Annotated in this window: 23 protein-coding genes; 17 read left to right on the top strand and 6 right to left on the bottom strand. The window is 73.1% G+C overall.

Going from position 1 to position 24,093, the window contains the following annotated elements:
* The first annotated feature begins 771 nt into the window (after positions 1–771).
* From A6A08_RS10775 to A6A08_RS10755, 5 genes are all read left to right on the top strand, one after another.
* Positions 772–4,047 (top strand): nitrate- and nitrite sensing domain-containing protein, encoded by a 3,276-nt coding sequence (locus A6A08_RS10775; RefSeq protein ID WP_073702419.1) that lies wholly within the window; start codon positions 772–774, stop codon positions 4,045–4,047.
* 232 nt (positions 4,048–4,279) lie between these two features.
* On the top strand, positions 4,280–4,681 hold the full coding sequence (locus tag A6A08_RS10770; RefSeq protein ID WP_014909276.1) for a roadblock/LC7 domain-containing protein: 402 nt from the start codon (positions 4,280–4,282) through the stop codon (positions 4,679–4,681).
* Between the two features lie 98 nt (positions 4,682–4,779).
* The gene (locus A6A08_RS10765; protein ID WP_236567640.1) at positions 4,780–5,196 is read left to right on the top strand and encodes a DUF742 domain-containing protein; all 417 of its coding nucleotides are present in this window, start codon (positions 4,780–4,782) and stop codon (positions 5,194–5,196) included.
* Positions 5,197–5,230: 34 nt separating this feature from the next.
* A complete protein-coding gene (locus A6A08_RS10760; RefSeq protein ID WP_017572034.1) occupies positions 5,231–5,824 on the top strand; it encodes an ATP/GTP-binding protein in 594 nt (197 codons plus the stop codon).
* A 118-nt stretch (positions 5,825–5,942) separates the two neighbouring features.
* Positions 5,943–7,598 (top strand): DUF885 domain-containing protein, encoded by a 1,656-nt coding sequence (locus tag A6A08_RS10755; protein ID WP_083609057.1) that lies wholly within the window; start codon positions 5,943–5,945, stop codon positions 7,596–7,598.
* A gap of 254 nt (positions 7,599–7,852) precedes the next feature.
* Here A6A08_RS10755 and A6A08_RS10750 read toward each other — a convergent pair whose 3' ends face one another.
* Positions 7,853–8,308, bottom strand: coding sequence for a GNAT family N-acetyltransferase (locus tag A6A08_RS10750; RefSeq protein ID WP_073702417.1), 456 nt, complete (start codon positions 8,306–8,308; stop codon positions 7,853–7,855).
* Positions 8,309–8,495: 187 nt separating this feature from the next.
* Here A6A08_RS10750 and A6A08_RS10745 point away from each other — a divergent pair, with 187 nt between their 5' ends.
* The 8 genes from A6A08_RS10745 to A6A08_RS10710 all read left to right on the top strand — a co-directional run bounded on the left by A6A08_RS10745 (position 8,496) and on the right by A6A08_RS10710 (position 15,282).
* Positions 8,496–9,071 carry an HIT domain-containing protein gene (locus tag A6A08_RS10745; protein WP_073702416.1) on the top strand — a complete coding sequence of 192 codons (576 nt, stop codon included), beginning with the start codon at positions 8,496–8,498 and terminating at the stop codon, positions 9,069–9,071.
* A 123-nt stretch (positions 9,072–9,194) separates the two neighbouring features.
* Positions 9,195–9,845 (top strand): phosphatidylinositol phosphate synthase, encoded by a 651-nt coding sequence (pgsA, locus tag A6A08_RS10740; RefSeq protein WP_378699747.1) that lies wholly within the window; start codon positions 9,195–9,197, stop codon positions 9,843–9,845.
* Positions 9,846–9,873: 28 nt separating this feature from the next.
* Complete coding sequence (locus tag A6A08_RS10735; RefSeq protein WP_073702415.1) at positions 9,874–10,860, top strand: phosphatidylinositol mannoside acyltransferase; 987 nt, start codon at positions 9,874–9,876, stop codon at positions 10,858–10,860.
* Between the two features lie 8 nt (positions 10,861–10,868).
* Positions 10,869–12,062 (top strand): glycosyltransferase family 4 protein, encoded by a 1,194-nt coding sequence (locus A6A08_RS10730; RefSeq protein ID WP_073702783.1) that lies wholly within the window; start codon positions 10,869–10,871, stop codon positions 12,060–12,062.
* Positions 12,063–12,120: 58 nt separating this feature from the next.
* Positions 12,121–12,645, top strand: coding sequence for a hypothetical protein (locus A6A08_RS10725; RefSeq protein ID WP_199866912.1), 525 nt, complete (start codon positions 12,121–12,123; stop codon positions 12,643–12,645).
* A gap of 241 nt (positions 12,646–12,886) precedes the next feature.
* Positions 12,887–13,798, top strand: a complete 912-nt coding sequence (pdxS, locus tag A6A08_RS10720; RefSeq protein WP_073702413.1) for a pyridoxal 5'-phosphate synthase lyase subunit PdxS — start codon at positions 12,887–12,889, stop codon at positions 13,796–13,798.
* A gap of 129 nt (positions 13,799–13,927) precedes the next feature.
* Positions 13,928–14,536 carry a pyridoxal 5'-phosphate synthase glutaminase subunit PdxT gene (gene pdxT, locus A6A08_RS10715; RefSeq protein WP_073702412.1) on the top strand — a complete coding sequence of 203 codons (609 nt, stop codon included), beginning with the start codon at positions 13,928–13,930 and terminating at the stop codon, positions 14,534–14,536.
* The gene (locus tag A6A08_RS10710) at positions 14,533–15,282 is read left to right on the top strand and encodes a YebC/PmpR family DNA-binding transcriptional regulator (RefSeq protein WP_073702411.1); all 750 of its coding nucleotides are present in this window, start codon (positions 14,533–14,535) and stop codon (positions 15,280–15,282) included. The genes pdxT and A6A08_RS10710 overlap by 4 nt, the downstream gene beginning before the upstream one ends.
* A 223-nt stretch (positions 15,283–15,505) precedes the next feature.
* Here the strand turns inward: A6A08_RS10710 and A6A08_RS10705 are convergent, their stop codons facing one another.
* Entirely contained in the window at positions 15,506–15,931 is a 426-nt protein-coding gene (locus A6A08_RS10705) for a PPOX class F420-dependent oxidoreductase (protein WP_073702410.1), read from the bottom strand.
* Between the two features lie 144 nt (positions 15,932–16,075).
* Here A6A08_RS10705 and A6A08_RS10700 point away from each other — a divergent pair, with 144 nt between their 5' ends.
* Positions 16,076–16,585, top strand: a complete 510-nt coding sequence (locus tag A6A08_RS10700) for a hypothetical protein (protein ID WP_073702409.1) — start codon at positions 16,076–16,078, stop codon at positions 16,583–16,585.
* An 81-nt stretch (positions 16,586–16,666) separates the two neighbouring features.
* Here the strand turns inward: A6A08_RS10700 and A6A08_RS10695 are convergent, their stop codons facing one another.
* The 4 genes from A6A08_RS10695 to A6A08_RS10680 form a co-directional block, all read right to left on the bottom strand.
* Positions 16,667–18,112, bottom strand: a complete 1,446-nt coding sequence (locus A6A08_RS10695; RefSeq protein WP_073702408.1) for an adenylosuccinate synthetase — start codon at positions 18,110–18,112, stop codon at positions 16,667–16,669.
* Positions 18,109–19,104, bottom strand: a complete 996-nt coding sequence (locus tag A6A08_RS10690; protein ID WP_073702407.1) for a hypothetical protein — start codon at positions 19,102–19,104, stop codon at positions 18,109–18,111. The genes A6A08_RS10695 and A6A08_RS10690 overlap by 4 nt, the downstream gene beginning before the upstream one ends.
* 81 nt (positions 19,105–19,185) lie before the next feature.
* Entirely contained in the window at positions 19,186–20,295 is a 1,110-nt protein-coding gene (locus A6A08_RS10685; protein ID WP_073702406.1) for a molecular chaperone DnaJ, read from the bottom strand.
* A 25-nt stretch (positions 20,296–20,320) separates the two neighbouring features.
* Positions 20,321–21,118 (bottom strand): NUDIX domain-containing protein, encoded by a 798-nt coding sequence (locus A6A08_RS10680; RefSeq protein ID WP_073702782.1) that lies wholly within the window; start codon positions 21,116–21,118, stop codon positions 20,321–20,323.
* Between the two features lie 296 nt (positions 21,119–21,414).
* Between A6A08_RS10680 and ruvC the strand changes: the two genes are divergently transcribed.
* The 3 genes from ruvC (at position 21,415) to ruvB (ending at position 23,786) form a co-directional block, all read left to right on the top strand.
* Entirely contained in the window at positions 21,415–21,963 is a 549-nt protein-coding gene (gene ruvC / locus A6A08_RS10675; RefSeq protein ID WP_073702781.1) for a crossover junction endodeoxyribonuclease RuvC, read from the top strand.
* 50 nt (positions 21,964–22,013) lie between these two features.
* The gene (gene ruvA, locus A6A08_RS10670) at positions 22,014–22,634 is read left to right on the top strand and encodes a Holliday junction branch migration protein RuvA (protein ID WP_073702405.1); all 621 of its coding nucleotides are present in this window, start codon (positions 22,014–22,016) and stop codon (positions 22,632–22,634) included.
* A gap of 108 nt (positions 22,635–22,742) precedes the next feature.
* Positions 22,743–23,786 (top strand): Holliday junction branch migration DNA helicase RuvB, encoded by a 1,044-nt coding sequence (gene ruvB, locus A6A08_RS10665; protein ID WP_158069276.1) that lies wholly within the window; start codon positions 22,743–22,745, stop codon positions 23,784–23,786.
* The last annotated feature ends 307 nt before the right edge of the window (positions 23,787–24,093 follow it).

The following is a 24,093-nucleotide window of genomic DNA, read 5'->3' as shown; positions in this document are numbered from 1 at the left end:
AATCGTCGGCGCCCCCGGGCGCGGCGGTGGAGAGGGCCAGCAGCACCGCGATCCCCACCGGAAGCGCGGCACTGACCGAAAAGGTGTGACGGAAGACCCCCCGGGTCCGCACGCGCGTGGAACCCTTCGCCTCCGAATTGTCACCGAGCGTGTCCGAGTCAGGGCATGACGAGGGACGCATTTCCGCTTCCTCCCCGGGACCTGCGTATACGTCTTGTCACGATGTCATGTCAGGGCGGTGTTGATGGGGAAGCTGGCGGTGTGTCCAAAAAGTTACCTCGGTACCCCTTGGGGTTTCGGTCCCCATGTCTGACCTGGTGGATTGGTCATAATGCCGACATTGTGGGCATTATGGGACTGGGCAGCCGAAGATGATCTTGCCGATCGCCGTCAAACCGCCGAAGCGAGTCCTTCGCGCCCATTGGTACGCTATCCACCGCACGCGCACCTACACGGAAACCTTGGGGTGTGCGGCTCTTCTCCTCCCAGGCGAGTCCGGCGGACAGTCTTCACATCTCCCCACATTCCCCACCGCTCCCGGTTCGGTGGACCTTGGTCTATACCGGCTTTCCCGAAGATTCTTCGGTCGGAGTGGTCGGCCCCTGGGGTCCAACCAGCCGCTCGAAGCGGTGACACGAAAGGTTGCGAGGGTCCGTGTCGACACGAGCGACGAAAAACGGGGCCAGCGCGCAGAGCGAGGCAGCGCAGGCCGAACATGCCGATGCCACGCCCCAGCGCAGAGCCGACTGGTGGCGGCCACGTAACTGGCGGGTGCGCTCCCGACTGGTGGCCCTCATCGTCATCCCCACCGCGGTAGCACTCGCGCTCGGTGGTCTGCGGGTCTACGAGGCGGCGGTGTCCACCGTCACCCACGCCCACATCCAGAACCGCGCCGAGGTGGGCGTCCTCATCGTGCAGCTGGCCAACCAGCTGGGACGTGAGCGCTCCGTCAGCGCGATCTACATCTCCGACAACGCCGACCCCGAGCGGCGGTCGGAGGACCTGCGCCAGCAGATGGAGGAGGAGCGCGACGCCTCCCGCGACCTCCAGCAGTCCCTCAGCGCCAAGCTGGAGGACCTGGGCGAGGTCGAGGGCAACGCCTCCACCCGCCTGTCCACCATGCGCAGCCAGGTCTCCACGCTGGACTCCCTGCGCACCGAGGTCGACGAGACGCGTATCACCGTCCTGCCGGTCGTCACCAAGTACCGCACGATCAGCCGCTCGCTGACCGAGTTCAACCAGACGATCGCGGACGCGACCGGGGACACCGCCCTGCGCGAGAGCGTGCGCACGCTGACCGCGCTGTCCAACGCGCGCGACCAGCTCTCGTACGAGACCGCGCTGATGAGCCACTCCCTGTCCCGGAACACGATGACCGGCGGCATCGCCGAGGCCATCGACTCCAGCCGCGCGCGCTACGAGAACGAGATCTCCAACTTCGTCCAGGCCGCGGACGACGAACAGCGCTCGATCTTCGACAACAACTTCACCGGCCTGGAGGTCAGCCAGGTCTCCACGATGCGCATGCGCGTCATGTACCGCGCCGAGCGCGGCGACAACCTCACCGGTGTGACCGCCAACGACGGCCCCGGGGACTACAGGGAGATCGCCGACACCGCCCTGGACCGCCTCCAGAAGGTCGAGGAGGGGATCGCCGAGGGCATCGCCGTCGAGGCCGACAAGCTGCGCGACGCGGCCATGGGCCGAGCCCTCATGGACCTCGTCGTCGTCGCGGGCGTGCTCCTCGCGGTCTTCGTCCTCACCTCCCTCGTGGTCCGCTCCCTGGTGCGCCCGCTGCGCACCCTGGAGGACGGCGCCCGCCGGATCGCCGAGCGCGACCTGCCCGACGCGATCAACCGGATGCAGGAGGCCGGCACGGTCCCCGAGAACGTCAGGGTCGCACCGATCGAGGTCGAGACCCACGACGAGATCGGTGAGGTGGCCCGGGCCTTCGACGACGTCCACCGCGTGGCCCTGACACTGGCCTCCGACGAGGCCGCCCTGCGCAGCAACGTCAACGCGATGTTCGTCAACCTGTCCCGCCGGAGCCAGACCCTGGTGGAGCGGCAGCTGCGCCTCATCGACGGTCTGGAGCAGTCCGAGCAGGACTCCGACCGCCTCTCCGACCTGTTCCAGCTGGACCACCTCGCCACGCGCATGCGCCGCAACAACGAGAACCTGCTGGTCCTGTCCGGCCAGGACAACACCCGCAAGTGGGCCCAGCCCATCCCGCTGGTCGACGTCCTGCGCGGCGCCGTCTCCGAGGTCGAGCAGTACGAGCGCGTCAACGTGCGCGCCCCCTCCCACATCTCGGTGCTCGGACGCCCGGTCAACGACGTCATCCACCTGGTCGCCGAGCTGGTGGAGAACGCCACCTCGTTCTCCCCGCACGACACCGAGGTCCTGGTCAGCGCCAAGACCCTCGACGACGGCGGCGTCCAGGTCGACGTCACCGACAGCGGTATCGGCATGGCCGCCGACGACCTGGAGGCGATCAACGCCCGCCTGGCCGCCCCGCCGGTCATCGACGTCGCGGTCTCGCGCCGCATGGGCCTGTTCGTGGTCTCGCGCCTGGCCCACCGCCACGGCGTCAAGCTCCGCCTGGAGGAGGCGCACGGCGGCGGGACCACCGCCCGCGTCATCTTCCCGCCGGACCTGCTGATCACCCCCGTCGAGGGGCAGCACTCCCTGGGCGGTGCGGACAGCCGTCCCGAGCTCACCTCGGGCGCGCCCAACACCTACGCCGACGCCGAGGCGGCCTTCGCCTCCACCCCGGCGCCCGCCGAGCCGGGCGATCCCTGGCAGACCCAGGAGGACGGGACCGGCCCCGCCCCCGGCGAGCTGGGCGGACTGCCCAAGCGCCAGCCCGGCGGTGCCCGCGGTGAGGAGCACCCGCCCAGCGGACAGGACCTGTGGGGCAACCCGTCGGACCCGGGCTCGGTGTGGGACACCACCAGAGGCGCCGGGACCACCGGCAACGCCGGTGACAGCGGCCGCACGGTCGTCGACCCCTACGAGGTCCCCGAGGACGAGGAGCCGCAGCGCCCGCAGCCCGAGAGCGGCGGACGCAGCCTCTTCGACCCGGCCCCCCGCTCCGACGCGGGCGGCTCGCCCTTCGGCGACGGCGGTTCCGTGGGCCGGTCCTCCGACACCGGGTCCTTCAGCAGGCCCTCCGACACGGGCTCGTTCCGCCGCCCCACCACCGACACCGGATCGTTCCGCCGTCCGGTGACCGACACCGGAGCCTTCCGCCACCCGGTGGGGTCGCAGGACTCCTACGACGCCTTCGGCAACACCGGGACGCCGTCCCAGGAGCGCCCCGGCACCGACAGCGGCACGGGCGACGTGTTCCGCCGGGACACCGGCACCCACGAGCGTCCCGCCGCCCCGGCCCGCGGGGACGACACCGAGACCTTCCCGGCCGTCTCCTCCGACTGGAGGAGCGCCTCGCAGGCTCCGTCGTCCTCGGACACGGGGAACTGGCGCTCCGACGCCGGCGCCGACTCCCGCGAGGGCTACGGCTCGACCGCCTACCTCTCCCGCCGCTACGGCGGTGCCCAGGGGCCCAACAACACGGTCGTGCCGCCGTCCCCGGCGGGCGAGGACGGCGACTCGCTGCCGATCTTCGACGCGATCGAGTCCAACTGGTTCAAGCGCCGCAGCGGCGGTCCCACCGTGGACACCACCGAGACCGGCCCGATCCAGCAGGTCTCGCCGGAACAGGGCCGGCGGAGCAACGGCGTCGACCGGGGCGCGGCGCGCGCCGAGCAGAGCACCCACTCCGAGCAGGAGTGGAACTCGGCCGCCGACCGCGGCTGGAAGGCCGCACGTACCGCGGCCGAGCCCCTCGCGGGCGGGCTGACCACCTCCGGCTTGCCAAAACGGGTTCCCAAGGCAAACCTTGTTCCGGGGACGGCACCCAAGCCGGAGAACTTCAAGCAGATGCCCACACGTAGCGCGGACCGTGTCCGCAACCGCTTCTCGGGCTTCCAGAAGGGTGTCCGGGAGGGCCGGAACCGGCTCGGTGAGGGCTCGACGGAGGGATGACTCCAGTGAAACCTGGTGGGACGGGGTCCCTCTTATCCGCGGGCGCCGGATGCAATAGCATCGACCGAGCTTCTCGGACGCGCCACACCCGTAGCTTGACGAGAGCAGAACACCAGACTCCCGGTCGCCCCCTCGGGAGGGGCCGGGCAGTTCGTAGAGGCAGTGCTGTCACATGCTGTGCCGGCGGTAGCAGTGCCCACAGACCAGCCGGCGAATTTGGACAGGAGATCAGATGAGTCGACAGGTGAATGAACTCAACTGGTTGATCACTGACTTTGCCGACCGGGTCCCCGATGTCGCCCACGCGATCGTCGTCTCCTCTGACGGCCTTCCGCTGGCCTCCTCGGCGGGTTTCCCGGCTGACCGGGCCGACCAGCTGGCGGCGATCGCCTCCGGCCTGTCGAGCCTGACGCAGGGCGCGGCCCGGGTGTTCGAGGGCGGCGCGGTCGCCCAGACCGTCGTGGAGATGGAGCGGGGGCTGATGCTCATCATGGCCATCAGCGACGGCTCCTGCCTCGCGGTCCTGGCGGCGGCGGAAAGCGACCTGGGTCTGGTCGCGTACGAGATGACTCTGCTCGTCGAGCGGGCGGGGCGGGCGCTGACACCAACGGCGCGCACCTCGGGAATCCACTGAACCACCACCGACAGGAGGAAGTGGTGGCACCTCACAGTAGAGATGCCGGGAGCGCCTCGTGGTTCGGACAACAGCCGGGCGGTCCCCCCACGGGGGGAATGCCGGCGGTTCCGGGCGGCGGAGATGTTCCCCGACCAATCCAACAACCGTATGAACAACGACCCGCCGCGGGGAGCGCGCCCAGTTCTCTGGTCCGCCCCTACGCGGTGACCAAGGGCCGCACCAAACCGAAGTCGCAGCTTCCCCTGGAAGCTCTGATCTCGGCCACCGCGGCGGCCCGTAACGAGTCTGGGACGCTGACGCCCGAATGGCAGGCGATCAGTGACCTGTGCCGAGAATGGCGTTCCGTGGCGGAGATCTCCGCGCTGTTGCGGATGCCGCTCGGTGTGGCGCGGGTGCTTGTGGCGGACATGTCCGAGCAGGGACTGGTCCAGATCAGGTCCTCGCTCAACAACGATGCCCGTCCCAACACCAACCTGCTTGAAAGGGTGCTCAGTGGACTTCGCAAGCTCTAGCCCAGCCGAGGAAGGCGGTGCTGGGGGGAACGCGATGACGTCGGTCAAGATCGTCGTCGCCGGGGGCTTCGGTGTCGGGAAGACGACATTCGTTGGCTCTGTCTCCGAGATCGTGCCGCTGACCACCGAGGCGGTCATGACCAGCGCCAGCGTCGGGGTGGACGACCTCGCCAAGACGCCGGACAAGCAGACCACCACCGTGGCCATGGACTTCGGCCGTGTCTCCCTGGACTCCGACCTGATCCTGTACCTGTTCGGCACCCCCGGACAGCACCGGTTCTGGTTCATGTGGGACGACCTGGTCAAGGGCGCGATCGGTGCCGTCGTGCTGGTGGACACCCGCCGTCTGGCGGACTGCTTCCCCGCGATCGACTACTTCGAGGAGGCGCGTCTGCCCTTCATCGTGGCGATCAACGGCTTCGACGGCTACTACCCCCATGCCGCGGACGAGGTCCGGGACGCTCTGACGCTCAGTCCGGAGATCCCGATCGTCCAGGTGGACGCCCGCGACCGGGCCTCCACCAAGTCGACGCTCATCACCCTCGTCGAGCACGCCATCACGGTGGGGGACCCCGAGGGCGCCGCCGGACAGCCCACTTCCACGGGCGGCCAGAACTCCTGGCGCTAGGAGGGCCGCCCGGGCCGGGGTCCCGCACAGAGCACGGCCCGGTTCCCGCAGGTCGGGAACCGGGCGTCCGTGCTGGCATCATGGCGCAATGAGCTCTTCCCAGCCCGACGCAGAGGCGATGACCCGGCGGTTCCGCGAGGTGGCCGAGCGCGTGCTCGACTCCCTGCTCGACGACGCCCCCGAGTGGGCGCTGGACCTGGGGGACACCCGGGGTGCCTCCCGCCTGTCAGACCACTCCGCCGACGCGGACATGCGCCGTGCCGCCCTGCTCACCGACGCCCTCGGCTCCCTGGACGAGATCGACGCCGACCTGATCCCCGAGGGCGACCTGGTCGACCTGGAGGTCCTGCGCGCACGCGTCAGCGCCGACCTGTGGCACACCGCCGAGCTGCGGCCGCACACGTGGGACCCGCTCCTGCACTCGCCCGGCGAGGCCCTTCACGCCCTCCTGGAACGCGACACCCTCCCCCTTCCCGAACGCCTCTCCGCGCTCGCCGCGCGCTGCGCCGCGCTCCCCGACTACCTCGCCACCGCGCGCTCGCGCCTGTCCGAGGGCCCCGGGATGCCCCGCGTGCACGTGGAGACGGCCCTGGCGCAGGCCGACGGGGCCCGCGCCATGCTCCTCTCCGACGTGCCCGCCCTGGCCGCGCAGGAGCCGTCCGCGGCCTTTGAGGTGGAACCTGCCCGCGAGGCCGCCCTGGCCGCCGTGGAGGAGTACACGGCCTGGCTGCGCGGCCGGCTGGAGGGCGCCACCGCCGACCCCCGCCTGGGAGAGCGCGACTTCGCCGCCCAGCTGTGGTACACGCTCGACTCCGAGCTGTCCCCCGAGGCGCTCCTGGTCCGCGCCGAGAGCGACCTGCTCGCCACCGAGGAGGCGATCGCCGAGGCCGCCGCCGAGTACCAGGGCGCCCCGCGCCACCGGGGACAGGTGGCCGAGGTGCTCTCCGCGCTCGCCGACGAGAACGCCACCAGCGCCGACACCGTCCGCCCCGCCTGCGCCGACGCGCTCCGGCACCTGAACGAGCGGGTGCGCGGGCTCGACATGGTGACGGTCCACGACGACCCGGTGCGGATCGTCCCGATGCCCGAGTCCCGCCGGGGGATCTCCGTGGCCTACTGCGAGCCCCCCGGCCCGCTCGCCCCCCGGGCCAGGGAGCAGCCGACCCTGGTCGCGGTGTCCCCGCCGCCGGCGGACTGGCCCGCCGAGCGGCGGGAGTCGTTCCTCCGCGAGTACCACGAGGGCATGCTGCGCAACCTCATGGTCCACGAGGCCGTGCCGGGCCACGCCCTGCAGCTGGCCCACGCGGTCCGCCACACCGGAGGCACCCGGGTGGGCAACGTCCTGTCCAGCGGTACCTTCGTGGAGGGCTGGGCGGTCTACGCCGAGGAGGCGATGGCCCGCCACGGCTGGTCGGGCGACCACCGGGAGGACCTCGCCCTGCGCCTGGTGCAGCTCAAGATGCGCCTGCGCACGATCCTCAACGCGATCCTGGACGTGCGCCTGCACACCGGCGACCTCACCGAGTCCGAGGCGATCTCCCTGCTCACCCAGCGCGGCCACCAGGAGGAGGGCGAGGCCGTGGGCAAGTGGCGCAGGGCCCAGCTCACCAGCGCCCAGCTGTCCACCTACTACGTCGGCTACGCCGAGGTCGGCGACATCTCCCGCGACCTGGCGGCGGCGCGCCCCTCGCTCACCGAGCGCCAGAGGCACGACGCGATGCTCGCCCACGGCAGCCCGCCCCCGCGCCACCTGCGCACACTGCTGGGCCTCTAGCCGGTGTCCTCCGGGGCCTTTGCGCCGCGCTTCGGTCCGTGTCCGGCTCGCCCCGGGAGCGGGAACCCCGGCGCCTACGGCGGGCCCGCCCGCTGCCCGCGCACCCGCCCGCGCCGCCTCCCGAGCCCCGCGGGCGCCCGGACAACCCCATGGGCGACAAGGACCCGGTCCGAAGAACAGGCCCGGCCGGGCCCCGTCCACCGCCGCACGGCGGCCAACGCCCCGGCACCCCGCCCGCGGCCGCGGGCGGAGCGTCAGGGAAGGGGCCTGCACCAGGCGACCTCCCGGTCGAGCTGGCCCGTCTCCGTGAACAGGCGCACCTGGTACGTGTCGGGGAGCCTGCGGGCCAGCTCACGGCGGTCGGCGGGCCCGAAGCCGAGCTTGCGCCAGAAGGGGCCGGAGCGGCGGCTGAACAGCCACGCCCGCCGGGCGCCGCACGCGGCGGCCCGCTCGACCGCGTGCCTGGCCAGCGCGGATCCCGCGCCCGCGCGGCGCCGGTCCTTGCGGACCGCCACGCTGCGGATGAGCGCGTCGTGCCCGTCGGCGCTGAGCTCGAAGCCCGTGGTGGCGGCGATCGCCCCGTCGGCGTCCCGCTCGACCCACAGGCGTACCGAGGGGGAGTCGAGTCCGCTCAGGGTCAGGTCGACCCCGCGCAGGAACGCGGTCAGTGCCTCGTGGTCCGCCGGAGCGGCGGGGTGCAGAGTCAACACGGAGACCGAGACTACGCACGGCCGTCCCCGCGGCCCCTCGCGCCCCCGCGAACGCCGCCGGGGGACGCGCCGGAGCACCCCGGGCCGCGGTCGTCCACAGCACACCGGCTCCGGTGCGCCCTCCCCGGCGCGCTCCTATGCTTGGTAGCGCGAGAGAGTACGGACAGGCGACGGAAACGGACGAGCCATGAGCGGTGCCGACAACGAGCACGGACACGGTCCGCAGGACCCTCCCGGCGCGGGGACCGGGAGCCCCGACGGCTGGGAGCGGCTCTGGACGCCGCACCGCATGGCCTACATCAAGGGGGAGAACAAGCCCACCGGCTCCCGCCCCGAGGACGGTTGCCCCTTCTGCCGCGCCCCCGGACTGCCCGACCCCGAGGGCCTCGTGGTCGCCCGGGGCAAGTCGGCCTACGTGGTGCTCAACCTCTACCCCTACAACAGCGGCCACCTCTTGGTGTGCCCCTACCGCCACGCCGCGGACTACACCTCCCTGGACGAGGACGAGACCGCCGAGGTGGCCGCGCTCACCCGGGCGGGCATCCGTGCGCTGACCGCCGCCTACGGGCCGCAGGGCTTCAACGTCGGCATGAACCTCGGTACCGTGGCGGGTGCGGGGATCGCCGCGCACCTGCACCAGCACGTCGTTCCCCGCTGGGGCGGCGACACCAACTTCATGTCCGTCGTCGGCCAGACCAAGGTGCTGCCCGAGATGCTGGAGCAGACCCGGGCCCGACTGGCCGAACTCTGGCCCGGGGACTAGGAGACCGGGGCCGCAGGACCGGCACGCGCCCCGCTCCACCAGGACGGCGCCCGACGGCACGCCACCCCCACCGGTGCGGTTCCCACCCCCGCGACCGTTCCCGCCCTACGATCCCAAGAAGACATGCTGAGAATCCTTCGCCCCATCACCTCCCGGGTCACCGCTCCGCTCGGCCGGAGCCTGGCCCGCCTCGGCCTCACACCGAACATCATCACGATCGTCGGCGCCACCGGCGTCGTCGTCAGCGCCCTGTACTTCTATCCGCGCGGCCAGCTGTACGCGGGCTCGGTGGTCATCACCGTCTTCGCCCTCTTCGACATGCTCGACGGCGCCGTGGCCAGGGCCAGGGACAGCGCCAGCGCGTTCGGCGCCTTCCTCGACTCCAGCCTGGACCGGGTGGCCGACGCCTCCATCCTCGCCGGGCTCCTGTGGTGGTTCATCGGGGAGGGCGACGACCCCCTGCTCGCGGGCCTCACCCTCTTCTGCCTCATCAGCGGCTTCATGGTGTCCTACATCAAGGCCCGGGCCGAGGGCCTGGGCGTCAACTGCGACGTCGGCGTCGCCGAGCGCACCGAGCGCCTGGTGGTCATCCTGGTCGCCGTCGGCCTCAGCGAGCTGGGCGTGCCCTACATCCTCGCCGGGGGCCTGTGGCTGCTCGCCGGGATGAGCCTGATCACCGTCCTGCAGCGCCTGGTGGAGACCCGGGCCCGCCTCAACGCCCCCGACCTCGCCGACGACGCCACCGGGGCGGGCGACGCCGGCGGCGGGGCCTGACCAAGACCGGGACGACGGGGGAGACGACGTGGACGAACGCATGGCCGACCTGGCCTACTCCGCGGGCTGGGCGATGGTCCGCCGCGCGCCGGACAGCGTGGGGCGGGCGGTGTTCCAGCGACTGGCCGACCGCTCCTGGCGCGCCCACGACGCCGGGACCCGCGGCCTGGAGCGCAACCTGCGGCGCCTGCTCGGCCCCGGGGCCACCGACGCCCAGACGCGTGCGCTCTCGCGCGCGGGTATGCGTTCCTACATGCGCTACTTCTACGAGATGTTCCGCCTCCCCGCGATGGGCGAGGAGTACATCCTCGACCGCACCCGCGCCACCGGGATCGACGTGCTGGAGAAGCACATCCGGTCCGGCCGCGGCGTGGTCGCCGCCCTGCCGCACATGGGCAACTGGGACCACGCCGGCGCCTGGATCACCCTCCACGGCATCCCCCTGACCACCGTCGCCCAGCGGCTGCGCCCCGAGAGCCTCTTCCAGCGCTTCACCGCCTACCGGGAGTCCCTGGGCATGGAGGTGCTGCCGCTGACCGGGGGCGGCTCGGGCACCGTGGGCACCCTGGCCCGGCGGCTGCGCGACGGCGGACTGGTGTGCCTGCTCGCCGACCGCGACGTCGGCGGCACCGGCCTGGAGGTGGAGTTCTTCGGGGAGGGCGCCCGCGTCCCCTCCGGACCCGCGGCCCTGGCCCTGAACACCGGCGCCGCCCTGATGCCGGTCTCGCTCTGGTACGACGGTCCGTACTGGAACATCCGCGTGCACGAGGAGATCCCCGTCGCGGAGGGAGCCACCCGCTCCGAGCGCGTCCGGAACACCACCCAGGAACTGCTCCGCGTCTTCGAGGGGGCGATCGCCGAGCACCCCGAGGACTGGCACATGCTCCAACCGGTGTTCAGCTCCGACCACGAACGCGACCGCGCCTGCCGGGAACGGGCCGCGGCGGCCGAGCCGCCCGGGGCCGCCGGGCGCGGCGGGGCGGGAACCCTCGAACGCCACGAGCGGAACGGGTGAACGCGGCCATGCGTATCGGTCTGGTCTGCCCCTACGCCTGGGACGTCCCCGGCGGGGTGCAGCAGCACGTCGGCGACCTCGCCGAGGCACTCGCCGGCATGGGCCACGAGGTGTCGGTCCTGGCGCCGGTGGGCGACGCCGACGGGGCCCGCCTGCCCGACTACCTGGTTCCCGCCGGCAAGCCGGTCCCCGTGCCCTACAACGGTTCGGTGGCCAGGCTCAGCTTCGGCCCCAGGGCCGCCTCGCGGGTGCGCCGGTGGATCGCCGAGGGCGGGTTCGACGTCCTGCACATCCACGAGCCCTCCTCGCCGAGCGTCTCGCTGCTGGCGTGCTGGGCGGCCGACGGGCCGCTGGTGGCCACCTTCCACACCTCCAACCCGCGCTCGCGGGCGATGGCGGTCGGCTCCCCGGCGCTGCGCTCGGCGATGGAGAAGATCAACGGGCGCATCGCCGTGTCCGAGGCGGCCCGGCGCACCCTGGTCGAACACCTCGGCGGGGACGCCGTGCTCATCCCCAACGGGGTGGCGGTGCGCAGGTTCTCCCGGGCCGAGCCGCTGCCCGGATGGCCGGGAGAGGGCGGCTCGATCGGCTTCCTGGGGCGCCTGGACGAACCCCGCAAGGGCCTGGGCGTCCTGTTGGAGGCCTTCGCGCTGATGGCGCCCGCACGCCCGTCCCTGCGCCTGTTGGTGGCCGGCCCCGGAGACCCCTCGGCGGCCATGGACGCCGTTCCCGAGCACCTGCGCGAACGCGTCGTGCTGCTGGGTCGCCTGGACGACGCCGACAAGGTGCGCGCCTACCACTCCACCGACGTGTTCTGCGCGCCCAACCTGGGCGGGGAGAGCTTCGGTATCGTCCTGACCGAGGCGATGGCGGCCGGCGCGGCCATCGTGGCCAGCGACATCCCGGCCTTCTCCGCCGTCCTGGACGGCGGTGCCGCCGGGGAGCTGTTCACCGTGGGCGACCCCGCCCACCTGGCCGAACGCGCCGGGGCGCTGCTGGAGGCCCCCGACCGGCGCGCCGAGCTGTCCCTGGCCGCCCGCCGGGCGGTACGCGCCTACGACTGGGACACGGTCGCCGCCGACGTCGCCCACGTCTACCAGACCGTCCTGATGTGGGACGGGGCCGGACACGGCCGCCCCGAGGGGGTGCGCCTGGACACCGGGCCCCGCGCCACCGCACTGCTGCACCGGGGGACACCGTGACCATTCTGTCCGAGCGGGGTGAACGGCCCTGAGCGAGGACGCCCTCTTCGTCATCGCGATCGTCGGGACCCTCCTGGCGCTGGCGCTGTTCGGGTTCTACCTGTCCTGGCGGGCCACCCGCCTGCACCGCCTGCACCACCGGGTCGACACCGCCCGCGCCGGGCTGGAGGCCGCCCTGCTCCGGCGCCGCGACGCCGCGCTCGCCCTGGCCGCCGCCGACCCCGGGGCGTTCGGTGAGCTGGCCGGGGCGGCCGGGGCCGCGCGCGACGCGGGGGAGGGCCAGCACGACCTGGCCGAGAGCACGCTCTCCCGCGTGCTGCGCGCCTCCCTGGAATCCCACGGCACCACCGAGCGTTGGGAACTGCTGAGGCCCCAGCTGGCCGAGGTGGAGGCGGCGGCCAAGGGCGTCCACATGGCGCGCACGTTCTACAACGGCGCCGTCTCCGACACCCGCCGCGCCCGCCGGTCCAGACTCGTGCGGGCGTTCCGGCTGGCGGGTACGGCGCCGCTGCCGGACTTCTTCGAGATCGACGACCAGCCGCCGCGCATGCCGCTCCTGCCGGTCGGGCCCGACACCCTGTAAGGAAGCGGGCCCCGAAAACACCGATCTGGCCAAAACCCCCGAAAGGGGGTGGAAGTAGGATGGGAGGCTGGTCGACCAGGGTGCGTGGCGCCGACGGTGTCCGCGTACCGCCGCGTGAGGCCGCCGACTCCGCTGCCCGCGACCGCGGCACCGCCCGCAGGGCCCGGCACGGCCGGGAGGAAGCGGCGCTGTCCGGGAACCGCAGCCCTTCAGCAGAACAACACAACGGGAGTCCACAACCGTGGCCAACAACGCATCGAACACCTCCGACAACGCCGTCGGTACCGAGCGTGTCAAGCGCGGCATGGCCGAGCAGCTCAAGAACGGCGTCATCATGGACGTCGTCACGCCCGAGCAGGCCAAGATCGCCGAGGACGCCGGTGCCGTCGCTGTCATGGCCCTGGAGCGCGTCCCGGCCGACATCCGCAAGGACGGCGGCGTCGCCCGCATGTCCGACCCCGACATGATCGACGGCATCGTCGGGGCCGTGTCCATCCCGGTCATGGCCAAGGTCCGCATCGGGCACTTCGTCGAGGCCCAAGTCCTGGAGTCGCTCGGCGTCGACTTCATCGACGAGTCCGAGGTCCTCACACCCGCCGACGAGGCCTACCACATCGACAAGTGGGCGTTCACCGTCCCCTTCGTGTGCGGCGCCACCAACCTGGGCGAGGCGCTGCGCCGCATCGCCGAGGGCGCGGCCATGATCCGTTCCAAGGGCGAGGCCGGTACCGGCAACGTCGTCGAGGCCACCCGCCACATGCGGTCCATCCGCGCCGAGATCAAGCGCCTGGGCACGCTGGACGAGGCCGAGTTGTTCGGCGCCGCCAAGGAGCTGCGCGCCCCCTTCGAGGTCGTCAGGGAGGTCGCGGCGCTGGGCAAGCTCCCGGTGCCGCTGTTCTCCGCCGGAGGCGTGGCCACCCCGGCCGACGCCGCGCTCATGCGCCAGCTCGGCGCCGAGAGCGTGTTCGTGGGCTCGGGCATCTTCAAGTCCGGCGACCCGGCCAGGCGCGCCGACGCCATCGTGCAGGCCACCCTGCACTACGAGGACCCCGCAGTGATCGCGCGCGTGTCCCGCGGCCTGGGCGAGGCCATGGTCGGCATCAACCTGGACGACCTGTCCGACACCCAGCGCTACGCCGGTCGCGGCTGGTAGCACCCGCCCTCGGCGCGCCCGCGCGCACCGGGGCGGCGCGTCCGCCGGCCGGCGGACGACCCCGGGGGCGGTGCCACGCGGCCCCGCCCCCGCCCAGCCAGTACGCGAGCCACACGAGTGAGGCCGTTCTTGACCGCAAGACCCACCATCGGCGTCCTCGCCCTGCAGGGTGACGTCGCCGAGCACCTGCGCGTCCTCGACGCACTGGACGCGCACACCGTCAAGGTGCTCTCCCCCGACCAGCTCGACACCCTGGACGGACTGGTCATCCCCGGAGGGGAGTCCACCACCATGTCCAAGCTGGCCGTCCGGTACGGCCTGCTGGAGCCGCTGCGCAAGCGGATCGCGGCGGGGATGCCCGCCTACGGCACGTGCGCCGGGATGATCATGCTCGCCGACCGGCTCCTGGGCGGGACCGCCGACCAGCAGACCGTCGGCGGGATCGACATGTCGGTGCGCCGCAACGCGTTCGGACGCCAGACCGAGTCGTTCGAGACGGCCGTACACGTCGACGGACTGGAGGGCGGCCCCTTCGACGCGGTGTTCATCCGCGCCCCCTGGGTGGAGTCGGTGGGAGCCGGGGTCACCGTGCTCGGCGAAGTCCCCGGCCCCGACGGGGCCGGTAGGATCGTCGCCGTACGACAGGGCGGCCTGATGGCCACGTCCTTCCATCCCGAACTGACCGGCGACACGCGCGTCCACCGCCTCTTCGTCGACATCGTGAAAGGACATTCATGAGCGGCCACTCAAAGTGGGCCACCACCAAGCACAAGAAAGCCGTCATCGATGCCAAGCGCGGCAAGCTCTTCGCCAAGCTGATCAAGAACATCGAGGTGGCCGCGCGTACCGGTGGTGGGGACCCCGACGGGAACCCGACGCTCTACGACGCCATTCAGAAGGCGAAGAAGAACTCGGTTCCGCTCGACAACATCGAGCGTGCCCGCAAGCGCGGCTCCGGTGAGGAGGCCGGCGGCTCCGAGTGGCAGACCATCATGTACGAGGGCTACGCGCCCGGCGGCGTGGCGCTGCTGGTGGAGTGCCTGACCGACAACCGCAACCGCGCCGCCTCCGAGGTGCGCGTGGCCGTGACCCGCAACGGCGGCAACATGGCCGACGCCGGTTCGGTGTCCTACCTGTTCAACCGCAAGGGCGTCGTGATCGTGCCCAAGGAGGGCACCACCGAGGACGACGTGACCCTGGCGGTGCTGGAGGCCGGTGCCGAGGAGGTCGACGACCTGGGCGAGTCCTTCGAGATCGTGTGCGAGGCCACCGACCTGGTCGAGGTGCGCACCGCGCTCCAGGAGGCGGGCATCGAGTACGACTCCGCCGAGTCCAGTTTCCTGCCGACCATGGAGGTCCCGGTCGAGGCCGACACCGCCAAGAAGGTCATGCGGGTGGTGGACGCGCTGGAGGACTCCGACGACGTGCAGAACGTCTACACCAACGCCGACATCCCCGACGAGGTCATGGCCGAGATCGGCTGACCCGCCGGACCCGACGCCTGTGGCCGCGCCCCCTTCCGGGGCCGCGGCCACAGGCGTGCCCGCCCCGGTTCCTCGCCGCGCGGACCTCACCGGCTGAGGCCCGGTGCCTTCCGCTCAGCGCGGGGGCCGGGGGAGGCCGGGACCGACGGAGGGCCGGCGGGGCCCAGGAGGGAGCGGATCCCGTGGCGCGGGGCCCTGGTTCCGGAAGGGGCCGGGACGGTGCTCAGTCGGTCATGTCGAAGGCGGAGACGACCTTGGTCGGGCGTACCCGCACCACGAGCTCGCCGGGAACGCCGTTGCGCCGTCCGAACTCCTCGGCCTGCTCCGGCCCCACGTAGCGGCGGGCGATCGCGGTCGCGGTGCGCACCAGCTCGTCGAGGTCCTCCGAGACACGGGCCTCGCCCTGCACCTGGACGAAGGCGTAGGGCGGCTCGGGCAGGTCGACGGTGAGCGTCACGCGCGGGTCGCGGGCGATCGAGCGGCCCTTCGCGGTCTTCCCGCCGGTGTTGAAGACGACCTCGCCGTCCTCGACGGTGAACCACACCGGCGCCGCCAGCGGCCGCCCGTCCGAGGCGGTGTAGGCGAGCATGCCGGTGCGGGTGCCCTGGAGCAGGAAGTCGCGGACCCTGGGTTCGGTGATGGAGGTCACGTTGCCACGCTAACGCACGTCCGCTCGCGGGCACCCGAGGACACGTTCCGCGGGATACCGCGTGTCGGCGCGCCCTCCCGATATCGGTACGATCCGCGCAGCGAGGGCGTTCACGGTGGACGCCGGACAGGGGAGAGAGGTGCCATGGGCGAGGTCGTGCCGGACGGCGGGATGTGGCGGGTCGGAGCCCGTGAGGGCGTCGCACTCTCGGCTCGCTGGTGGAAGTGGGTCTGGTCGGCGCCGGAGGGGTGTGACCCGGTCGAGGACACCACCGGACGGCACGCGGCCCACAACCAGCCGGACGACCTGTGGTTCCTCGCCGGTACCTACGGGGGCAGGGTCGTGCGCCGATGCGAGGTTCCCACGGGGCGCCCCCTGTTCTTCCCGGTGTTCAACATGCAGTACTCCTTCGAGCACTCCAAGGAGCCGGTGGCCATGCCGGTTCTGCGTGCCGACGCGCACCTCAACGGCGTTCCCCTGCAACTGGAGGAGTTCCAGGGGGTGTTCCGCAGCCCGCTGTGGGTCCGCAGGCACAGCTGGGGACTGTGGGGCGCGATCGCCCCCCTGAGCCCCGGCGGATACGTGCTGGAGATCAAGGCGGACAACGGCCTGGGCTTCTGGGTGGACACCACCTACCACCTGACCGTCGTCTGAGGACATGCCGACCGACGTGTCGGGACCCGTGCGGCGACGGTGGGATCCGGCCGACGCGGCCGCCCCCGGCACCGCCGCCCGTCAGGGGCGGGCGCTCACCGGAACAGGGCGGCCGGACCGCGACGGGACGCGGGCGTCGGCGCGGGTCGGCCCGCCCGTCACCGCCTCCAGCGGCAGCCCCAGTGCCTCGCCGACCGCCTCGGCGGGGGAGTCCGGCATCGCCGACAGCACGGGCCGGGCCGCCAGCAGGGCCCGGGTGAGCCGCTCCTGACGTGCGAGGTGGGAGGCGCCGTCCACGGCGCTACCCGGCCGGGTGGGATCCGGTGCCTCGGAGGGGGACGGCTCCAGGAACGACCCGTCCGGGGCGGTGTAGGCCGTGCACCAGCGCAGCCTCCCGCCCGCGCGGGCGGGAGCGTCGGCGTGCGTGACCACCAGGGAGTCCACCCCGCCCGTGGCCGCGACCGCGTACCGGTGGGCCACCGCGTCGAAGTGGCCCACCCGGAACGCCCCCTGCCAGGGGTGTGCGCCGTTGTGCGGCTCCGCCAGCACCGCGCCCAGCCCCGGGTCCTCGGACACCAGCGGGCCCGCCCCGTGCCGGGTGGTGTAGGTGCGCACCACACCGATCCTGCGGACGTCGCCGGGCCGGCCGGCCTCGGCCAGGAGCGTGAGCGGGTTCGCCGTGGTCGTCGTGGACCAGGTCGTGTGGGGGTGGAAGCCGTGCCACTCGTCCAGCAGCACGCCCTGGGCCCCCTCGAACACCACGGGGGAGCGGGCGAGCAGCCGGGGCAGGTACCCCTCGTCCACCAGCCGCACCCGCCGGGCGAAGGCGAGGCAGGCCTCCACACACTCCTCGATGTCGGGGTCCGCGGGGCCGTTCGCCGGGGCGCCCGCGAGGCCGTCCGCGGGCCCGCCTCCCTCCCCGGTCTCCGCCGCCCCGGTCCCGGGACGGGCGAGCTCCCGGCGCACGGCGTCCAGGTGGTCGGCCAGGCGACGCAGCTTGCGGCGCAGCCGCGCCGGGTGCCCGCAGTCGCCGGCGGTCGGCGCGTCCTCCGGGCGGGCCAGGGCGTAGGCCATGGCCTCGCCCACGCCCATCCCGCAGGAGCCGTGCCGCCCGTCTCCGCGCGCCCGCTCCCGCGCATGGTTGGCGGCGCGGTGCCACGGCGTGCTGATCAGCGCCCGCCGGTCCACCGTGACCAGTGAGAACGGGGAGGCGACGCCGATCGCGGCCAGGTGCACGGCCTCGGCGGCCAGGGCGAGGGGGTCCACCACCACGAACCGCGACAGGTGCGTGGGCACGGGGCCGTCGGGCGCCAGCGTGCCCGCGCCGAACTGCGAGAACGTGTGGTGGCGGCCGTCGGGGGCCACCACGTTGTGCGCCGCCTGGGCGCCCCCGTTGGCCCGCACGACGGCGCCGAAGCGCCGCCGTGCGCACAGCAGGTCGACCGTCGCGCCCTTGCCCGCGTCACCGAACCCCAGGTCGACGACGGCGGCGTGCCCGTCGGCCCACGGCGGGGGAGCGGTGGTCACAGCCGGTCCACCCCGCCCTCGTCCGGGCCGCCGGCCAGGCCGTCGGGCGCCCCCGAGACCACGGCCGAGCCGCGCGCGTCCGACAGCGGGCGCAGCGCCCTGCCGACCACGTCGCCGGCGCCGGACCCCGCCTCGGCGAGGTCGGCCAGCCCCTCCTCCAGGTCGATGGCCTCCTCGGCCAGCCCGACGGTGACCGCGATGGTCTCCGACACGGCGTCGAGGTCGTCCAGGTAGATGACGTTCTGTCCCAGGTACGTGTCCCAGAAGCCGCGGACCTTCGGGTTGTGGAAGTGCCCGCTGCCGGTCGGCATGACGAAGTACACCTCGAAGCTGCGCCGCAGCTCGGCGAGGATCGCCGGGAACGGGATGTCCTCGTCGAGGTCGTCGCCGATCACCTCGCGCACCTCCCTGGCCTTGACCGCGCCGTAGGCCGTCTCGTCCCCGACGAGGAACAGGTGGCCCCTGCGTCCGCGCTTTTCCAGGCAGTCCATGGAGGTGTGCCGGGCCATGAAGTACATGGCCAGCTCGTAGGACTCGGTGACCTGGCCGCCGCCACCGCCCTCCAGCAGGATGTTGCCCAGGTCGTCCTCCAGTTCGTTGCCGGACTCGAACTGGCCGACCTGGAGCGGGGCGCGGTCGCAGGTGGCGTCGCCGACCGCGCCGAACAGGATCTGCGGGTCCGCCACGTAGCCCTTGCGCAGCAGGAGGCCGAACAGGTCCGGCAGCTTGGTCTGGAGCACGCGCGGCACGTTGCGCATGGACCCGGTGACGTCGAACAGCACGGAGATGGCGAGCGAGTCCGGGTGCTCGGCGGAGTCGCGGCTCTCGCGGAGGGCCACGCCCTTCGGGTCGAGGGACTCGTGGACCCTCCACTCGTCGCGAGGCAAGGACGAGGCCACGTCGTCGGTGTAGCCGAAGCTGCTGGCTCCCGCGGCGGCGTTGTAGGCCGCGCGGGCGTGGTAGGCGTCGGTGGACCAGCTGCTGCTTCCCATGGGGACTCCTTCGGTGGTGTGCGGGTCTTGCGGCCGACCGCGGGGCGGGGCGGTCGGGCGGGGCCGGAAAAAAAGGGGTGGTCAGACGGTGGCGGGCATGTGGAAGGGGCGGAACCGGCGCGGACCGAACGCCCGCTCCAGCGCCTCGTCGAGCTCGCCCAGGAGCCGGATCCCGTCGCCGGGCCGCCGTTCGGGGGCGGGCAGGGTGCAGCCGCGGACGAAGGCGCGCAGCGGCCGGGGCAGGCGGCCCGCGGTGAGGTACTCGACGCAGCGGGTCGCCATGTGGACGTCCGTGGCGGGCACGGCGGGCCGACGGTCGAGGACCTCCTCCGGGTACAGGTCCCCGCGGTGGGGGACCATCGCCGGGATGTGCGGCGCGGTGTGCGCGGCGGCGGAGGTCACCGAGTAGCACCAGTCGACGAGGACGAGACCGTGCCGTCCGGGATGGATCAGGACGTGTTCGGGAACGACCGCGCCGTGGACGACCCCCGCCCGGTTGGCGTTGCCGACCGCGACCAGCAGGCGCCGCCACATCCACGCCGCGTCGCGCGGATCCACGCCGTCGGGGTGGGCGCGGCGTACGTCGGCCAGGCTGTGGAAGCCCCGGAGCCGGGTGAGGACGTTGCCGCGCCGCTCGGCCCCGGTGGCGGCGTCGCGGTGGCGGATCTGCTCGACGAGCTCGGGGTAGAAGGCCCGGGACCCGGCGGGGGCCCGTTCACGGATGCGGCGCAGGGCGGTCGTCTCGGCCGTGGCCAGGTCGTTGTCCCGGTGGGAGCGCGGCAGTTTGAGCACCGCCTCCCGCCACGTGCCGCCGTCCTTGTAGCGGACTTCGTGCAGATCGGCGATGTCGCCGGCGGCCAGCGGCCCGGGCCCCCGCCGCACGTGGTAGGTGTGGGCGCGCGTGGCCAGGGTGAGGTCGTCGAGGCCGAGCCCGCCCCCGGCCATGTCCTGGTAGCGGGACCAGGCCTCGGTGAGCCGTGTGAAGGCCGCGGCGGCCTCCGCCCCGCGCCGCGCGGGAGCCCGGTCGGGGTGGAGCAGGCGGGCCAGGCGCCGGTGGGCGGAGGTGGCGGCCGGGGGCGGGGGGCCCTCGCTGCTCGGCAGGGGGCCGAACAGGGCGGTCGGATCCTCGGCCAGTGCCAGGGCGCGCAGGGCCGTGTCGAAGTCGTCGGCGGTGTCCCGGCCGGATCTCATGTGCTCTCTCCCGGGGGGCGGGGGCTCACTGGGTGCTCCGCAGCAGGGGCGGGTGCAGCAGGGCCGCGCCGCCCGCCCGGTACAGCCGCGCCCGCCGCCCGCCGCCCGCGCCGCCGCGCTCGGAGAGCTCGCCGGTGTCCTCCACGAACCCGGGGGTGGCCAGGATCTTGCGGTGGAAGTTGGCGGCGTGCAGGTCCTGTCCCCACACGGCCTGGTAGACCTCGCGCAGCGCGGTGATGGTGAAGGCGGGCGGCAGGAACGCCGTGGCCAGCGCGGTGTACTCCAGCTTGGAGCGGGCGCGCTCGACGGCGTCGGCGAGGACGCGGCCGTGGTCGAAGGCCAGCTCGCGGCCGGCGCGGGCGCCGTCGCCGTGGCCGAGCTCGCGCCACGGGACCCAGGCGGCCTCCTCGGTGCCGCGGCCGGTACGGGGGTCGGGCAGGCCGGGGGCCAGGAGCATGTAGGCGACCGAGAAGACGCGCATGCGCGGGTCCCGGTCCCGGGCGCCGTAGGTGCCCAGCTGCTCCAGGTGCAGTTCGGTGGGCAGGAGGGTCTTCTCCGACAGCACCCGCAGGGCGGCGTCGGGCAGGTCGGGGTCGGCGGGTCCGTCCGGTCCGTCCTGTGCCCGGACGAACCCGCCCGGCAGGGCCCACCAGCCGCGCTGCGGATGGGCGGCGCGCCGTGTCAGCAGTACGTGCGGCTCTCCCGACCGGATCGTGAGGGCGACGACGTCGACGGTGACGGCGGCCGGCGCGAAGGCGTGCGGGTCGTAGTCGGCGAGGAAGCGGTCCTCGCCCTGCTCCCGTCGCGGTTCTTCCTCGGTCACGTGCACCGCCAAGTTCTTCTCATGATGAGTTTTTCTCTTTTTGAGTACAACCTAGCACGCCCCTCCGGCGCGGTCCACCCCTTTTCCGGGGCCGGCCGCGGGGACGTGCGCGCGCCGGGCTCGGGGCGGATACTGTCCCCAGGGGGCCTCGCCGCAGGCGGAGGGGCCGGGCGGGGAGCGGTCCCTCCCTCCGTGCCGGAGCCCGCGCACCGACACGCGGCCGGGTCGACGGCAAGGGTCGGTGCCCGCCGCTAGCATGGTGCGAACTGACGTTCGAGAAGATGAGGGTGGAACGCGTGCGCGTGTTGGGGATCGACCCGGGACTGACCCGGTGCGGCATCGGTGTCGTCGAGGGCGCCATCGGCCGACCGCTCGTCCTGCTCGGCGCCGACGCCATCCGCACCAGCGCCGACACCGACCTGCCCCAGCGTCTCGTCGGCATCGAGCGCGGCATCGAGGAGTGGCTGGACCACTACCGGCCCGACGCCGTCGCGGTCGAGCGCGTCTTCGCCCAGCACAACCTCAGCACCGTCATGGGCACCGCCCAGGCGAGCGGCATCGCCCTGGTCTGCGCCGCCCGCCGCGGCCTGCCCGTGGCCATGCACACCCCCAGCGAGGCCAAGGCCGCCATCACCGGCAGCGGCCGCGCCGACAAGGCGCAGGTCGGCACCATGGTGGCGCGTATCCTCGGACTCGACGGACCTCCCAAGCCCGCCGACGCGGCCGACGCCGTCGCCCTGGCCATCTGCCACATCTGGCGCGGCGGGGCCCAGGCCCGCGTCGCCCAGGCCCAGCAGGACTTCGCCCGCAAGGTGGAACTGGCCCGCCGCACCCGCGGCCGGTAGCGCCACGCCCCCAGGAAGGAGAAGGGCACCGTCCCCGGTGCCCACACGAGATGATCGCGTTCCTCACCGGCCGGGTGGCCGCACGCGGCGCGGGCAGCGCCGTGATCGACGTCGGCGGGGTCGGAATGACCGTGCAGTGCACCCCCTCCGCCATGTCCCGCCTGCACGTGGGCGAGACCGGCACCGTCGCCACCAGCCTCGTCGTCCGCGAGGACTCCCTGACCCTGTTCGGGTTCGCCGACGACGACGAGAAGCACCTGTTCGAGCAGCTGCAGACCGCCTCGGGCGTCGGTCCCCGCCTGGCCCTGGCCATGCTCTCCATCCACAGCCCCTCCAGCCTGCGCCACGCCGTGTCCACCGAGGACACCGCCGCGCTCACCCGCGTGCCCGGCATCGGCAAGAAGGGCGCCCAGCGCATCGTCCTGGAGTTGCGCGGCAAGCTCGACGCCCCCGTGCTCGACGACGGCACCCTTCCCGGTGCCGAGGCGGCCGCGCCCGCGGGCGAGCCAGACGGAGCCTGGCGCGGTCAGGTCGTGTCCGGCCTGGTCAACCTGGGTTGGCCCGCCAAGGACGCCGAGGCCGCGGCCGCCGCCGTGGCCGCCGAGGCCGAGGAGACCGACGACGTCGCCGTCCTGCTGCGCAGCGCCCTGCGCAGGCTCAGCCGCGCCTAGGAGGGACGAGGAACTCCCGTGTACGACTCCCACGAGGAATCCCACCGCGGATCCGCCACCGACGAGGCCGCCGCCTACGAGCGCGGAGCGGTCTCACCCGACGCCAGCATGGACGACCACCAGGTCGAGGGCGCGCTGCGCCCCCGCGCCCTGGACGAGTTCGTCGGCCAGGAGCGCGTGCGGGAACAGCTCTCCCTGGTCCTGCACAGCGCCCAGCGGCGCAACCGGGCACCCGACCACATCCTGATGTCCGGCGGCCCGGGCCTGGGCAAGACCACCCTGGCCATGATCATCGCCGCCGAACTCGGCGCCCCGCTGCGCATCACCTCCGGCCCGGCCATCGAGCGCTCCGGCGACCTGGCCGCCGTGCTCTCCACCCTGCAGGAGGGCGAGGTGCTCTTCCTGGACGAGATCCACCGGATGGCCCGCCCCGCCGAGGAGATGCTCTACGTCGCCATGGAGGACTTCCGGGTCGACGTCGTGGTCGGCAAGGGCCCCGGAGCCACCGCCATCCCGCTGGACATCGCCCCGTTCACCCTGGTCGGGGCGACCACACGGGCGGGCATGCTGCCCGCCCCGCTGCGCGACCGCTTCGGGTTCACCGCGCACATGGACTTCTACACGCCCGCGGAGCTGGAACTGATCCTGTACCGCTCGGCCGGCCTGCTCGGCGCGCCCCTGGACGAGGACGCCGCCCGGGAGATCGCCGGGCGCTCGCGCGGCACGCCCCGGATCGCCAACCGGCTGCTGCGCCGGGTGCGCGACTACGCCGAGGTGCGCGGTGACGGCCGGCTGTCGCTGGCCACCGCCCGCGCCGCGCTCGAACTGTACGAGGTGGACAGCCTGGGCCTGGACCGGCTGGACCGCGCCATCCTCGACGTGCTGATGAACCGCTTCCGCGGCGGCCCGGTCGGCCTGTCCACGCTGGCGGTCTCGGTGGGGGAGGAGGCCGAGACCGTGGAGGTCGTCGCCGAACCCTTCCTGGTCCGGTCCGGCTTCCTGGCCCGCACCCCGCGCGGCCGGGTGGCCACCCCGCAGGCCTGGGCGCACATGGGGCTCACACCTCCGCCGGACGCGGCCTTCGGCGCGGCGGCCGCCAACGGCAACTCCTCCGCGCGCGGCTCCGGGAACGGCGGCACGTCGGCTCCCTGACCGGGGGCGCTGACACAGGGCCCTGGTGCGGGCACAATGGGTGGCACGCGCGAGAATCCGGGGCCGAACCGTTAACACTTCCGATCTCGACCGGTGGGATACCGGTGACCGGCGCCACGTAAGCTGGGACGAACCAGCCGATACGGGGCAACGCTCCGTACGTGTCGTTCGACACCGGCGGAACGAGTCGGTCCTTTGGCGCGTTGTACGTGCCGGGTACGGCTCGGACCGCGACAGGTCCGAACCGGCGCGAAGAAGGTGGCCGTTGCGGTGTCCGAGCCGACAGCCGTCGGCCACACGACGAAAC

This window comes from Nocardiopsis sp. TSRI0078 (assembly GCF_001905145.1).
Classification (GTDB): Bacteria; Actinomycetota; Actinomycetes; order Streptosporangiales; family Streptosporangiaceae; genus Nocardiopsis.
This window is presented reverse-complemented; position numbering and strand designations above follow the sequence as displayed.